The organism is Streptomyces sp. CA-250714, assembly GCF_050936705.1.
In the GTDB taxonomy this organism is placed as follows: Bacteria; Actinomycetota; Actinomycetes; order Streptomycetales; family Streptomycetaceae; genus Streptomyces.
The window spans coordinates 3,290,790-3,305,447 of sequence record NZ_JBNJMI010000002.1 but is presented as its reverse complement, the minus strand read 5'-3'; the positions used below and the strand labels follow the sequence as shown (position 1 = coordinate 3,305,447).

At 72.0% G+C, this 14,658-nt stretch carries 9 protein-coding genes; 6 read left to right on the top strand and 3 right to left on the bottom strand.

Annotated features, from left to right (window positions below):
• Positions 1-23 precede the first annotated feature (23 nt).
• Positions 24-887 carry a helix-turn-helix domain-containing protein gene (locus tag ACQEU8_RS33635; protein WP_433107881.1) on the top strand — a complete coding sequence of 288 codons (864 nt, stop codon included), beginning with the start codon at positions 24-26 and terminating at the stop codon, positions 885-887.
• A gap of 1 nt (position 888) precedes the next feature.
• On the opposite strand, the gene ACQEU8_RS33630 is transcribed toward ACQEU8_RS33635, so the two are convergent.
• Complete coding sequence (locus ACQEU8_RS33630) at positions 889-2,373, bottom strand: CehA/McbA family metallohydrolase (protein WP_433108907.1); 1,485 nt, start codon at positions 2,371-2,373, stop codon at positions 889-891.
• Between the two features lie 165 nt (positions 2,374-2,538).
• Between ACQEU8_RS33630 and ACQEU8_RS33625 the strand changes: the two genes are divergently transcribed.
• From ACQEU8_RS33625 to ACQEU8_RS33610, 4 genes are all read left to right on the top strand, one after another.
• Positions 2,539-3,366 (top strand): TIGR03619 family F420-dependent LLM class oxidoreductase, encoded by an 828-nt coding sequence (locus ACQEU8_RS33625; protein WP_433107879.1) that lies wholly within the window; start codon positions 2,539-2,541, stop codon positions 3,364-3,366.
• Positions 3,367-3,474: 108 nt separating this feature from the next.
• On the top strand, positions 3,475-6,072 hold the full coding sequence (locus tag ACQEU8_RS33620; protein ID WP_433107877.1) for a bifunctional FO biosynthesis protein CofGH: 2,598 nt from the start codon (positions 3,475-3,477) through the stop codon (positions 6,070-6,072).
• Positions 6,073-6,184: 112 nt separating this feature from the next.
• The gene (locus tag ACQEU8_RS33615) at positions 6,185-7,318 is read left to right on the top strand and encodes an ADP-ribosylglycohydrolase family protein (RefSeq protein ID WP_433107875.1); all 1,134 of its coding nucleotides are present in this window, start codon (positions 6,185-6,187) and stop codon (positions 7,316-7,318) included.
• 157 nt (positions 7,319-7,475) lie between these two features.
• The gene (locus ACQEU8_RS33610) at positions 7,476-11,906 is read left to right on the top strand and encodes a hypothetical protein (protein ID WP_433107873.1); all 4,431 of its coding nucleotides are present in this window, start codon (positions 7,476-7,478) and stop codon (positions 11,904-11,906) included.
• Between the two features lie 15 nt (positions 11,907-11,921).
• On the opposite strand, the gene ACQEU8_RS33605 is transcribed toward ACQEU8_RS33610, so the two are convergent.
• Entirely contained in the window at positions 11,922-12,821 is a 900-nt protein-coding gene (locus tag ACQEU8_RS33605; RefSeq protein WP_433107871.1) for a PhzF family phenazine biosynthesis isomerase, read from the bottom strand.
• Positions 12,822-12,912: 91 nt separating this feature from the next.
• Between ACQEU8_RS33605 and ACQEU8_RS33600 the strand changes: the two genes are divergently transcribed.
• On the top strand, positions 12,913-13,824 hold the full coding sequence (locus ACQEU8_RS33600; protein WP_433107869.1) for a LysR family transcriptional regulator: 912 nt from the start codon (positions 12,913-12,915) through the stop codon (positions 13,822-13,824).
• Here the strand turns inward: ACQEU8_RS33600 and ACQEU8_RS33595 are convergent.
• Positions 13,814-14,638 carry an SDR family oxidoreductase gene (locus ACQEU8_RS33595; protein ID WP_433107867.1) on the bottom strand — a complete coding sequence of 275 codons (825 nt, stop codon included), beginning with the start codon at positions 14,636-14,638 and terminating at the stop codon, positions 13,814-13,816. The genes ACQEU8_RS33600 and ACQEU8_RS33595 overlap by 11 nt on opposite strands.
• Between the last annotated feature and the right edge of the window lie 20 nt (positions 14,639-14,658).

Here is a 14,658-nt window from a genome sequence, read left to right as displayed (position 1 = left end):
CACCCTCGGCGGATACTGGACGTATGACGGCCACGGAGAAGAAGGAGACGCTGGAGATCGGCGCCTTCCTCAAGTCCCGCAGGGCAGCGCTCGACCCGGAGGAACTGGGCCTGCCACCCATCCACAACCGGCGCCGCGTACCCGGGCTCCGCCGCGAGGAGGTCGCCCAGCTCGCGGGCATCAGCGTCGACTACTACATCCGCATCGAGCAGGGCCGCGCACAGGGCATCTCGGACCCGGTGCTCGACGGGCTGGCGCGTGCCCTGCGGCTGACCGACGACGAGCACACCTATCTGCGCAACCTCGCCGACCCCCGGTTCGCCGACGGCGCGCAGGCCCGGCCCGTCGTACGGCCCGAGATCCAGCGACTGCTGGACGCCATGGGACCGTATGTGCCCGCCTCTGTGCACGGCCCCGGTATCGACTATCTGGCCTGGAACGCGCTGGGCGCCCGCATCGCCTTCGATCTGGAAGCCCTGCCGCCGCAGCAGCGCAACGCCCCGCTGCTGGTCTTCCTCCACCCCGACAGCCGTGCTCTGCACCCCGACTGGGACACCGTTGCCGCCGAGACGGTGGCGGCCCTGCGCTCCGAATGCGCGCGCTACCCGTGCCACCCGCGGGTCAAGGAGGTGCTGACGCAGCTGCTCGACTCCAGTGCCGAGTTCCGCGCACGGTGGGAGGACCAGCAGGTGCGCGAAAAGCTCTCAGGCCGCAAGCGCATCCGCCACCCGAAGGTGGGCGAGCTGGAGCTGACCTATGAGACGTTCCAGCTCGCTGTCGACCCCCACCAGACGCTGTGCACCTACACCGCCGAGCCCGGCTCCCCCTCGGAGGCCGCACTGCGGTGGCTCGCGGGCCGGACGAGCGAGGAATCACTCACTCACTGACTCACTCGACCCTCCGGGACCTTCCCAGCCATACCGGGTTCGTCATCGCCGCCATGGCGCCGGGCAGCCCGGACCCCTCCTTCGCGGGGTGCCGCACCTCGGCCCGTACGTAGGTGGCGAGCGAGGGTGTCGTCCGCCAGCCGAGCTGCGTGCCGCCGCCGGTGCGCATGGTGCCCTCGTCCGTGACCAGGTGCAGCGTGGCGCCCTCGGGTGCGCCCCGCACGGTGAGGGTGACGTTCACCTCGGTGTCCGGCTCCGCGCGTAGCGTTTCCCCGAGTGTGGCGTGTGCCCCCTTTGTAGTGGTCGCCTTCAGCTCGACGGAAATCTTCGACGACTCGGCCAGATACGACCGCCCCGCCCGGATCGCCGCCAGCAGCGGGCCGCGCGCCAGATCGTCCGCGTGGACGACGGTCTGCGGCACACCCACGTCCTGGCCCTCCCGGTGCGCATCGCTGTTCCCCATGGCGGGCAGCCAGGTGTCGCGGCTGACGAGCATGTTGTCCCAGGCGGCCAGCGCGAGTTCGTCGTCGGCCGTCCACGGCCCGTTCCACACCTCCACCGCGTCCGCGTGCTCGTAGCCGAACTTCCACTGGCAGCCCACGAACGGACAGTTCGGATGCGCCGGAACCACCAGGCCGCTCGCCCGGTGCACGGCCCGTGCGAACCGCGGGAAGGCGTCGTCCCGGGCCCGGTAGCGCCAGTCGAGAAAGGTGCCCGGGTCGGTGCCGAGTGCCAGATAGTGACCGTTACGAGTGGTGATCTCCTCGCCGCACAGCACCAGCAGATCGTCTCCCCACAGTCCCTGCCACGCGGCGTGCCCTGAGGTCGTGTTGTGCTCGGTGGTGGTGAGGAAGTCCAGCCCGGCGGCGCGTGCCGCGGCCGCCACCTCCTCCGGCGTACGGCGCCCGTCCGAGTGCACCGTGTGCAGGTGGCAGTCGCCCCGGTACCAGGCCCGGCCCCGCCCCCTGGCACGCTCGGGTGGATACGCGGGCCGCGGCGTGTGCCCCGGCTCGCCGTGCCGCAGGGTGACCGTCACCTCGTAGTCCATGCCCTGCGGCGCCACCGTGTAGGGGCCGAGCGCCACATGCCAGGTGCCCGCCCGGACCGGGCCCGCCAGATAGCCGGGCGTCGCCTTCTCGGCGCTGATCGCGAAGGAGTCCCGGAAACCGCCGGACCAGCCGCGGAAACCCCGTCCCCCCAGCGCCGTGCCGCGCTGGTCGAAGATGCCGATGTCGAGCGCGTTGCCGGGCGTGCCCTGCGGCACCTCCGGTTTGTCGTAGCGGTAGGAGACCGCGATCTCACGCACCCCCTCGGGGATCTCCACCGGCAGGTACACGAAATCGGGAGCCCCTGTCGGCAGATGCCCGCGCAGCGTACGGCGCACTGTCGCACCGTCGTCAGCGCGCGCGAAGCTCGCCCCGGAAAGCGTCACTGCTTTCGCGGCCCCGGCGGCGAGAGAGAACCGGAGGGCGTCACGTCTGCCCATATGCGTGTCCGTGGGAGTGTCCATCGGGGTGTCCATGGGGGAGTTGTACGCGCGGTCGGTGAGGGGGAGAAGTCCTCGGAGTGGCCGAAACGCCAACTGCTGCACCGGGACCAAAGGCCCTGCGGGGGCATGGAGTTCACCACCGCCCCCCGGCACAGTGACGGGATGCGGATCTCGACGACCATCCTGCTCACCGACGAGACCATCCGGCCCGCCCGGCTCGCCCGCGAACTGGAACAGCGGGGCTTCGGCGGGCTGTACCTGCCCGAGCACACCCACATCCCCGTCAGCAGGCAGACACCGGCCCCGATGGGCGACCCTCTGCCCCGCCCCTACGGCCGCACTCTCGATCCCCTGGTCGCCCTGTCCGCCGCCGCGACCGCCACCGAACGGCTCGCCCTGGGCACCAGCATCACGCTGGTCGCCCAGCACGACCCCATCGTGCTGGCCAAGCAGATCGCCACCCTCGACTGGATGTGCGGCGGCCGGTTCACACTGGGTGTGGGCTTCGGCTGGAACGTGGAGGAGGCCGCCGACCACGGGGTCATCTGGCGCCGCCGCCGCGACCTGGTACGCGACCGCATCGCGCTGATGCGGGCACTGTGGGCGCCCGAGCCGACGCCCTACGAGGGTGAGTTCGGCTCCGTACGCGCCTCCCTCGCGCACCCGAAACCAGTACGCCCGGGCGGCCCACGGCTGCTGGTCGGCGGCGCCGCGGGGCCCACGCTCTTCGCGCACATCGCCGAGTACGCCGACGGCTGGCTGCCCATAGGCGGCAGCGGCCTGAAGGACACCATCGCCACCCTCCAGGCCGCCTGGCGCTCCGCCGGCCGCGCCGGCGCCCCGGCCGTCGTCCCCGGCTCCGTCCTTCCCTCCCCCGGCAAACTGCGGCACTACCGCGACCTGGGCGCCGAAGAGGTCCTGCTGCAACTCCCCTCAGGACCCGAGCCGGAGGTCCTGCGCACCCTCGACGACTACGCGCAGTACCTGTGAAGCCGCGGACCGAGCAGCGCCTCGCGCCACCGCCGCAGATCAGGCCTCCGCAGGTCAGGTCCTCCCGCCGCCTGCGGCCGTGTCGGAGGGCGGGGCTACGCTCGGGGGATGACCTCACACGGACAGACGCCGACGGCCAACGCGATGCGCCGGGCCCTCAAGCGGGCGCGGGACGGGGTCGCGCTCGACCGGACGGAAGCCGCCGTGCTCCTCCAGGCGCGGGGCGAGGATCTGGCGGACCTCACCGCGTCGGCGGCCCGCGTCAGAGACGCGGGCCTGGCCGCGGCCGGGCGGCCCGGTGTCATCACGTACTCCAAGAGCGTCTTCCTCCCCCTCACCCGGCTGTGCCGCGACAAGTGCCACTACTGCACGTTCGTGACCGTCCCCGGCAAACTGCGGCGCGAGGGCCACGGGATGTACATGTCGATGGACGAGGTCCTCGACATCGCCCGCCGCGGCGCGGAGCTCGGCTGCAAGGAAGCCCTGATCACCCTGGGGGACAAGCCCGAGGACCGCTGGCCCGAGGCGCGCGCCTGGCTCGACGCCGAGGGGTACGACGACACGCTCGCCTATGTGAGGGCCGTCGCCATCCGCATCCTGGAGGAGACCGGCCTGCTGCCGCACCTCAACCCGGGAGTGCTCTCCTGGACCGACTTCCAGCGGCTGAAGCCAGTCGCCCCCTCCATGGGCATGATGCTGGAGACCACCGCCGAGCGGCTGTGGAGCGAGCCGGGCGCCCCGCACTACGGCTCTCCCGACAAGGAGCCGGCAGTACGGCTGCGGGTGCTGGAGGACGCCGGCCGGTCCAACGTCCCGTTCACCAGCGGCCTGCTGATCGGCATCGGTGAGACATACGAGGAGCGCGCCGACTCGCTGTTCGCGCTGCGCCGCGTACAGCGCGCCTACCACGGCATCCAGGAACTGATCATCCAGAACTTCCGCGCCAAGCCGGACACGGCCATGCGCGGGATGCCCGACGCCGAACTGGACGACCTGGTCGCCACGGTCGCCGTCGCGCGGCACATTCTCGGCCCGTCCGGCTGTCTCCAGGCACCGCCGAACCTGGTGGACGCCGAGTACGTACGGCTGATCGAGGCGGGGATCGACGACTGGGGCGGCGTCTCCCCGCTGACCCCCGACCACGTCAATCCGGAGCGCCCCTGGCCGCACATCGACGAACTGGCGGACAAGAGCCTGGCGGCAGGGTTCGAGCTGCGCGAGCGGCTCGCCGTCTACCCGGAGTTCGTCCAGCGCGGAGAGCCGTGGCTGGACCCGCGCATCCTGCCGCACGTACAGGCGCTGGCCGACCCGGAGACGGGCCTCGCGCGCGCCGACGTACGCCCCCAGGGGCGGCCCTGGCAGGAGCCGGACGAGGAGTTCGCGGGGCTCGCCCCCAGCGGCCGTACCGACCTGCACCGCACCATCGACACCGAGGGCCGCACCGCCGAGAAGCGGGACGACTTCGACGAGGTGTACGGCGACTGGGAGGAGCTGCGCGAGCGCGCGGCACCGGGGATGGCGCCCCAGCGCGTCGACTCCGACGTACGCGAGGCGCTCACCCAGGCCGCCGACGATCCGGTGAAGCTCACCGACGAGCAGGCCCTCGCCCTGCTGCACGCCGACGGACCCGCGCTGGACGCACTGTGCCGCACAGCGGACGACGTACGCCGGGACGCGGTCGGCGACGATGTGACGTACATCGTCACCCGCAACATCAACTTCACCAACGTCTGCTACACCGGCTGCCGCTTCTGCGCGTTCGCGCAGCGCCGTACCGACGCCGACGCCTTCACGCTCTCCCTGGAGCAGGTCGCCGACCGCGCACAGCAGGCGTGGGACGTGGGCGCTGTCGAGGTGTGCATGCAGGGCGGCATCCACCCGGATCTGCCGGGCACCGCCTACTTCGACATCGCACGTGCAGTCAAGGAACGCGTCCCCGGCATCCATGTGCACGCCTTCTCGCCCATGGAGGTCGTCAACGGCGCCACCCGTACAGGTATGTCGATCCGCGAGTGGCTGACAGCCGCCAAGGAGGCCGGGCTGGACTCCATCCCCGGCACCGCTGCCGAGATCCTGGACGACGAGGTCCGCTGGATCCTCACCAAGGGCAAGCTGCCGACCGCCACCTGGGTCGAGGTCGTCAAGACGGCGCACGAGGTGGGCCTGGGCTCGACGTCCACGATGATGTACGGGCACGTGGACCAGCCCCGCCACTGGCTGGGCCATCTGCGGCTGGTGGCCGACATCCAGCGCTCGGCGCAGGAGAAGGGGCTGTCCGGTTTCAGCGAGTTCGTGACGTTGCCGTTCATCCACACCAACGCCCCCGTCTATCTCGCCGGTATCGCCCGCCCGGGCCCCACAGCACGTGAGAACCGCGCAGTCACCGCCATGGCCCGGCTGCTGCTCCACCCATGGATCCCCAACATCCAGACGAGCTGGGTGAAACTGGGCACCGAAGGCGCCGCCGAAATGCTCCGCTCCGGCGCCAACGACCTGGGCGGCACCCTCATGGAGGAGACGATCTCCCGCATGGCGGGCTCCTCCTACGGCTCCTACCGCTCCATCAAGGACCTGGTCGCCATCGCGGAAGCAGCGGGCCGCCCGGCCCGGCCGCGTACCACCGGCTACGGCGAGGTGCCGGCGGAGCGCGTCAAGGCAGCGCACGCCTCGGACGGACATCTCCCGGAGCTGCTGCCGGTGGTATGACGCCACCCGCTGCCGGTGGCAGGGCGCCGGACGGCTCCCGACAGACCCCCTCCGTCCGGCCGGATCTTTAATAAAGTGCGGGAGCCACGAGCTTCAGGAGGGCTGGCGAATCGTGACAGGTGCGGGTGGCGGGGACGGTGGCGCGACGGCCATATGGGGGCGTGCCGAGCAGCAGGACTTCCGCAGCAGGGTGCGCGGCTGTCTGCTGGGCGGCGCGATCGGCGACGCGCTGGGCGCGGGTGTCGAATTCGACTCGCTGGCCGCCATCCGGGAGAAGTGGGGCCCGCAGGGCGTCACCGACTATGTGCCCGCCTACGGTCGCAGGGGTGCCGTCACCGACGACACCCAGATGGCGCTGTTCACCGTCGACGGCCTCATCCGCGCCCATGTACGCCGCGACACCGGCGCCTGGCACCCGCCCACCGATGTGCACGCCGCCTACCGCCGCTGGGCGGTCACCCAGCGGGACTGGGGCCCCGACGAGCGCCGCGCCGACGACGGCTGGCTCGCCCGCGAAGAGTGGCTCTACGCCCGCCGCGCACCCGGCAACGCCTGCCTCAGCGGGCTGGCCGACCCCCGGATGGGCACCCTGGAGCAGCCGAAGAACGCCGACTCCAAGGGCTGCGGAACGGTCATGCGGTCGGCGCCGTTCGGGCTGCTGGTGGGCTGGGAGCCCGCACTGGTCTTCCAGCTCGCCGTCGAGTGCGCCGCGCAGACGCACGGCCATCCCACCGGGTATCTGGCCGCTGGCGCGTTCGCCGCGATCGTCCATACGCTCGCCCGGGGCGACGATCTGGACACCGCCGTCCAGCGCGCCCTGGTGCACCTCGCCGCCCGCCCGGGGCACCAGGAGACCACCGAGGCGCTCAAACGTGCCCTGGGCGCCGTCCGCCAGGGCATGCCGTCCCCGGAGCGGGTGGCGGCGCTGGGTGAGGGCTGGACGGCGGAGGAAGCGCTGTCCATCGGCGTCTACTGCGCGCTGGTCGCCGAGGACGTCCGGCACGGCCTGCTGCTGGCCGTCAACCACAGCGGGGACAGCGACTCGACCGGCTCCATCTGCGGCAACCTGCTGGGCGCCATGCACGGTGAGACCTCCCTGCCGCCCGGCTGGGTGGCCGAGTTGGAGGGCCGCGCGACGATTCTGGAGCTGGCCGACGACTTCGCCATGGAGATGACCCAGGGCCCCGCGCTGCACGGCCCTGGCGAGGCCTCCCCGGCCTGGCTGGCCCGCTATCCGCGCGCTTGACCGAGGTTTTCCACAGGCGCCGACGGCTGTCGGTGGCGGTGCGTAGTGTTGTCTCAAGATCCCCGTACGGCAGATCGCTCAGGGAACACCTGTGCCCTGACGGCGGGCGGACGGGGACGAACGGGGACAACGGGGTAAGCGGGGAAGGCGGCAGCACATGGCGGCGAGCGTCGAGAAGGACGGCTACACGGCGGAGTTGACGAACGACGGTCTGGAGATCGTCTACCGCAATCCGCGGGGCCGGAAGCTGAAGACGGTACCCGCCCAGCTCGCCGGCGACCCCGGCCTGCTTTCCCTGATCGCCGTACGGAAAGCGCTGAGCGCGCACCGTACGACGTGCGAGGCGCAGGCCGGTGCGTGGGCGAAGGCGGGCACCCGCGTCCCGCGCGAGCTGGCCGAGACCGACCCGGAGTGGCGGCGCGCGCTGGAGGACGCGGGGGTGCCGCTGACCGAGGAGCACGGCGAGGAGGGCCTGTTCGCCGGCACCTACACGGGCCCGCACGGGCTGACCCTTACCCAGCTGCTGCCTGAGGACGTGGTGCCCTACCGCGATCTGCTGATGGGCGAGGACGGCTGGCTGCCCGACCGCCTCTTCGCCACCGGTCTGCCGGAGGAGTCCCCGGATCCGGACGGCCGGCTGCCCTTCCCCGAGCGGGTGCTGGCGGCCCACCCGCAACAGCAGCGCCTCGCCATGGAGAAGATCCGCGCCCTCCAGTACGAGACCAGCGACTGGGAATACGTCTTCAAGAAGGACATGGACCGCGTCCTGTCCGGGCTTGAGGAGTCCGCGCCCGCGCTGGCGGTCACACTGCTGGACGAGATGGCCGACTTCGCCCTCGGCAAGGATTTCGAAGCCGAGGCAGCGGCCTGGTTCGGCCGGGCCCGCAAGACCGAGCGCAACTCCGGCCGCACTCCCGACCACACCTGGCTGTACTCCCGCTTTCTGCGCTACGCCGAGGCGGGCGCCCTCTCCGCGACGGTGCTGCGCGCGTGGGTGAACGAACTGGCTGCCGAGGGCACCGCGAGCGCACAGCAGTCGGCCCGTTTCCGTGCGGTGGTGCGCGCCAGGCGCCGCGGCCACGGCGAACTGCACCCGCAGCTGGCGGCCGACATCCGCAAGCTCGCCAAGGCGGCCGGACAGGACCCGGACGAGGAGCTGGCCACCATGATGGCCGAGCTGATCGAGGACGGCGCGCTCTCGCTGGGCGACACCGAGTTCTGGATCCGCTGCTGCAAAGGGCGCGCCCTCGACCTGCTGGTCGAGCGCTGCGGGGAGACGGTCCGCGCGGCAGTCCGGGATCTGCGCCCCCGCGGTTACGCGTCCAAGGGACAGCCGGAGCTGTGGCGTGCCCTGCTGGAGCGAACCGGAGCGCTCGCCCAGCTCACCGGCGAGCGCCCCGGGCTGCCCCACGGAGCGACCGCGGCCTGGCTGACGGACTGCGTCAACGTGCGGAGGGGCATGGACGGCGTTCCATGGCCGGAAATGTACGAGTTGACGGAGCGCGTCGCCCCCAAAGCGGCCGCCGACGGCGTACCGGTCGAGTTCCGGCAGTGGACGTACCGGGACTGGAGAGAACGTCAGCGCATCCCCCTCGACCTGATGGATCTGCTCCTGGAGTACGGCGTCCCGGTCAGCGACCCACCGGAGCGGCTGGCCACCGCCTCCCCGTACAACCTGCTGGTCTCGCGCCGCCCCGAGCTGCGCCACCTGCTGGCCGACGAACGCTTCCAGCGCGAGGTGCGCGCATGGATGCGCGCCGACCTCGACATGACGGTGGGGCCGAACGGCACGGCGACCGACGGCATGTCCTCCAACCGCTGGTACAACCCGCACCAGACCAAGGGCTGGGGCGGGATCGGCCATCTGTACGCCACCTGGGTCGGCCACGAGGAGCTGCGTGCCTGGTGCGCCCGCGAGCGGGAGCGGCTGCGCGCCGGGGTGGACTTTGACGGACTGGTGCTGATCTTGGGCCGCTTCGTCCACGTCGGAGGCGCGGTCGACCAGCTGCTCAAGGACGCCGAGGCGGCCCGCGAGTTCGCGGCGGTCGACGTCATCGGGCTGCTGATGCGGGAGCTGCCGCCCCAGCTGGACCGGGAGCGGGTGGAGAAGACCGTCGCAAAGCTGAAGACGGAACACCTCAGCCCGGGCGACGGGGCCAGGGGCGACAACTTCGTGCTGCTCCGCGACGAACTGCCCGAGCTCACCCATGGCGCCACCTGGCAGGAGGCGGGTGCCGGCTTCCACCGGATCAGCCACCTCCTGGTGATGGCGGCCAACTGCCTCGAAGGACAGGCCCGGCTGGTGCGCCGCTTCACGCCGGACGCCGAGCGGGCCCCGGCACCTGCGCCCGCCCCCGAGCAGGACAACTCCTGGCAGGCGCTCGCCCGTCGGCTGATGCGGCTGGCGGCCTCCGACACCCCGCCCTGGGACGGCGACCTGAGGCAGGGCAGCGAGCAGCAGGACAACGCCTGGCAGCGGCTCAGCATCGGGCACCTCCACGGCCACGCCTTCCTGGAAGCCCTGCGCGTCTCGATGGGCACCACCCGGGACCCCAAGAACATCGTGGCGGAACTGGCTCAGTACGCGGGCTGGCCGTTCGCGGCGGATGCCCCGGGCGAGTGGCGGATCGTCGAGTACGCGCTGGCACCGTCCACGGTCATGAAGTTGAACGCGCTGTTCAACCAGCCGATCCGCACCGAGACCTCGGCCGCTGTGGTGGTCCGGGAGCGCAGGCGGGTACCGCCGGGCCGGAACGTCGTTCCGCTGCGGATGCTGGAGTACGCGCCCGCGGGCGACTTCCCCGCAGCCGGCCCGCTCGCCGCCGCGGGCCTCGAACCGGTGTGGGCCCGGGTGCTGGAACCCGCGCGGCCGCTCAGCTGGTTGGCACGCTTCACCGAGCTGTACGAGAAGCACGGCCCGGCCCCGGCCCGCCCAGAACTGGCCGCCGACTTCGCCGACCGGCTCGGTCTCTCCGTCCCGGAGGCAGCAGCGCTGCTGCGCGGAGCGCTGCCCTCCGCACCGCACCAGGGCGTCGGACAGCCCACCTTCAGTGTCACGGCGGCCTACGGAGCCCAGCGGTGGAAGGTGCCGGCACGGGAGAACGAGAGGGCGCTGGACGCACTCGCCCACTTCCTCAGCCCCGAACACCTTGCGGTGCTCTACGACAGGCTGCTGCCCGACGACCCCGAACAGCTGTGGACCGAGGGCCCGGACGTGCGGCGCGGCGCCGAATGGTGGCTGAGCGAGATCGGCAGGCCGCTGCCCCCACCGCGTGCCCTGATGCCGCTGGCCGAGAAAGAACTCGCCGCCCCCACGGGCGAGTCCGCCACCCGCCGCCGGATCACCGAAGCGGAACCCCGGACCGACGGCACCGGCCAGTCCCCTGAAAGCCCTGCGTCCGCCACCCCGTCGTCCGTCGGCACTTCTTCGTCCGCCAGCGCCTCTTCGCCCGTCGGCGCCCCTGCGTCCACCACCCCTGCGCCCGCCAGCGCCTCTTCGTCCCCCGGCATCTCCTCGTCCGCCGCCAGCTCGTCGTCCGCCAGCGCCTCTTCGTCCGCCGCCACCCCCTCGTCCCCCAGCGCCCCTCTGCCCCCCAGCACCCCTCCGACCCACGACGCCGACAGCCCGTGGTGGCCGCCGCTGCGGCGCTCTGCGCTGCTGGGCCGGATCGCCGCCGGTGCGGACTGCCTCGCCACCGGCGTACCTCTCAGCCCCAAGCCCGAACTGCTCGCGCTGCCGCGCCTCGCCACCTGGCTCGCCTACCGCACCCCCGCGGGTGATCCGCTGCGCCCGGCGGTCGGAGCGGCCATATCCCGGCTCCGCGAGGAGCTGTCGGCGGGCCCGGGCCCGCTTCGGGTCTTCTCCGTACAGAGCAACTACCTGATGGGCGACCCGCCGCCCACCGACGGGCTCACCGCGCACCCTGCCGTGACGGAGGCGGAGGACAGGACGCACGATGTCCGTCATCTGTATGTGGATCCGGCACAGCTGTCAGGCGCCGACGATCCGGTGCTCGAAGCGCTGGACAGCTACCTGGACGCCGTCCTGCCCTCCCAGTGGCTGCCGACCCCCTCTGGGCTGCCGGCCCTGGCGGACCTCAGGCTGCTGCTGAGCGAGGACTTCGCGGCGCTGGGCGAGCATCTGGCCGCTGATGCCGACCTGCCCGTCGGCTGGGAGCAGCATCCGGCCCGCTCCGTCCCGCGGTTGGTGACCCGGTGTGCGGAGCAGCACGGTCTGAGCGAGGACGCGGCGGCCCTGCACCTGATGCTGCTGGCCCTCCCGGATCCGACGGACCGAAATGTGAAGGCGTGGACAGGCTGGAAGCCGACCCGCTTCAAGGAGGCGGTGGCGGAGCTGGCCGCGACCCCGCTGGTGCTCCGGGCCACCCGCCCCAGAGCGGGCCGCAGCCTCTTCGTGCCGGGCCTCTGGCACGAGCGCAAGTCACCCCGCCTCCCCCTGGAAGCGGCGAAACTGCCCAGTCTCCCGCAGGCCGCGAACCACCGCTCCACCAGCCATCTGGCGGTAGTTCCCTCCATGCCCGTACCGCTGCTGTTCGAGCGGCGGTACGGGCATCAAGGGAGCGAGTGAGCGGTGCGTCATTGATCAACCGGTGACCGGTACGGCGTGGCCGGAGACGCGCACCCGTGCGTCCTCCGGCCCCGCCTGGACGGTGAGATCGCTGGGCCGTCCCATGTCCTCGCCCTGGCGGATGGCGACCACGCCCGATGCGGGCAGCAGGCCGAGCGTGCGCAGATAGCCTCCGAACGCGGCGGCTGCGGCTCCGGTGGCCGGGTCCTCGACGACACCGCCGACGGGGAACGGGTCACGTGCGTGGAAGCGGTCGTCGCTCTCGCGCCACACCAGGTGCACCGTCGTCCAGCCGTACTGCCGCATGACATCGGCCAGCGCCTCGAAGTCGTAGCCCAGCTCGGCCAGTCGGGCACGGGAGCCGGCCGCGAGCACAAGATGCTCGTTGCCGCCGAAGGCGACGTGCGGCGGCAGTGCCGCGTCGAGGTCGGCCCTCGCCCACCCCAGCGCCGCGAGTGTGGCATCCACCTCGGCGTCCAGAGCGGGGCGGGACCGGGTGGGGACGCTGGTGAGCGTCGCCCGCACGGCACCGTTGCCGTCGGCCACGGTCCCCACCCTGATCTCCCCGGCAGGAGTGTCGAAGACCAGCTCGCCGGTGCCGATCCGCTCGGCGAGCTCCACCGATACGGCGACGGTGGCGTGCCCGCAGAAGGCGACCTCGGCCAGCGGGCTGAAGTAGCGGAGCGTGAATCGGCGTTGCCGGGTGTCCCAGGCGGTGACGAAAGCGGTCTCCGAATAACCGACCTCGGCGGCGATCGCCAGCATCTGCTGCTCGTCGAGTCCCGCGGCGTCGAGAACGACTCCGGCCGGATTCCCGCCGCTGGGGTCGGAGGTGAACGCGGTATAGCGAAGGACATCGGTATCCGCGGTAGCAGGAGTGGCTGCTGTGGGCGTTGTCGCCGCTGAGGAAGTCATGACCTCACCTTTCCACCTGCGCCGCATTATTGCCAACGATAGATATGCATAAAAGCGATCGAAGTCTCCGATGGCTTGTTAGGGTCCGGCCATGGACACCCGGCTGCTCCAGACTTTCACCGCGCTCGCCAGGACGGAAAGCTTCACCGGCGCCGCTGCCGAGCTGCAGCTCGCCCAGTCCACGGTGACCGTGCAGATCAGAGCCCTGGAGAAGGCGTTGGGCACCCGGCTCTTCGACCGGCTGCCCACAGGCGCGCTGCTCACCGAGGCGGGACGGCGGCTGCTCACCCTGGCCGAAGAGGTGCTGGAGGCCGAGTCACGGTTGTTCGCCGCGGCCACCGAGGGCGGCCCGGTCAGCGGGACGGTGGTGGTGGGCGCGGGCGAGACCCTCTGCTCGGCCCATCTGCCGGGCGTGATCACCGCGCTGCGCGGACTCCATCCCGAGGTGGAAGTGCATCTGGAACCGTGCGGGACGACCACTGCCGTGGAAGGACTCCGGGCGGGACGACTGGACTGTGCGCTGCTGCTGGAGGAGCAGGTCGACTTCCCTGGCATCGCGGCCGAGCGTGTTGCCGGCCAGTCCCTGGCTCTGCTGTGCGCCCCGGACCACCCCCTCGCCGGCCGCGCACGGCCGGTGACATGGCACGAACTGGCGCGGGAGCACTTCTTCCTCCATGAGCAGGGCTGTTCCTACAGCGACTGGCTGGCCGAACGGCTCCAGGCGGTCGCCGGTGCCCGGCCTCGGCTGACCCGGTTCGGCAGCATCGAAGCCGCCCGCTCCTGCGTCGCAGCGGGGCTCGGTCTGACGGTCCTCCCGCAGGCCAACGTGGCCGGATCGCTGGACGGCGGCCGGCTCACCGCAGTGCGCGGCCCCGCCCTCCCGGACATCTCCGTCCACCTGGCACGCCACGGACGCCGCCGGCCCTCCCGCGCGGCACGTGCGGTCGCGGCACAGGTCGTACGGCACTTCCGTGAGCCGGCGGGCACGCCGGCTACCGCATGAGTTCTCCCGCGTTCACCAGCAGGCACTGTCCGGTGATCCCGCGCGCCCGCCCGGAAGCGAAGAACACCGCGGCCTCGGCGACATCCCCGTCCTCCGCCATCCTCGGCAACGCCATCCGCTCCTCCAGCCGCCCCCGCACCACCTCGGGCGCCACCCCTTCCGACTCGGCCGTCCACGCCACGTACCCCTCCACCATCGGGCCCCACATCCAGCCGGGCTGCACGGTGTTGACCCGCACCCCGTGCGGGCCCAGTTCGCGGGCGAGGGAGTACATGGCCGAGACGAGGGCGCCCTTGGAGGCGGCGTAGGCGGCCTGCTGCACCTGCGTGGGCGGGGCGACGGAGGACTGGGTGCCGATCATCACGACGGAGCCGTCACCTCGCTCGGCCCCGGCCGCCTTCAGCGCGGGCAGGCAGGCCCGGGTCATCCGCAGCGTCCCCAGCAGATTGACGTCCAGCACGCGCTGCCACTCCGCGAGGTCGGCGCCGTCGAGCCCGCCCATGACGGTGTCGAGTGCCGCGACATGCACAACAGCGTCGATACCGCCGAAGCGCTCCCGGGCCAGCGCGGCGAGCGCCGCGCACTGCTCCTCGTCCCGGATATCCACGGTCCGGTAGGCGCTGTGCGCGCCGTCGGGGTCGACGGCGGCGGCGCAGGCCGCCAGGTTCGCCTCCGTACGGGCGCCGAGCACAACGCGGGCACCCTCCCGTACACAGGCGGCGGCCACCTCATGCCCGAGCCCGGCGCCGACTCCCGACACCACCACGGTCCTGTCCGCAAGCAGCACGCCGGATCGCCTCCCGCTCAGCTCCATACGAGGTGGGTCCCGGCCTG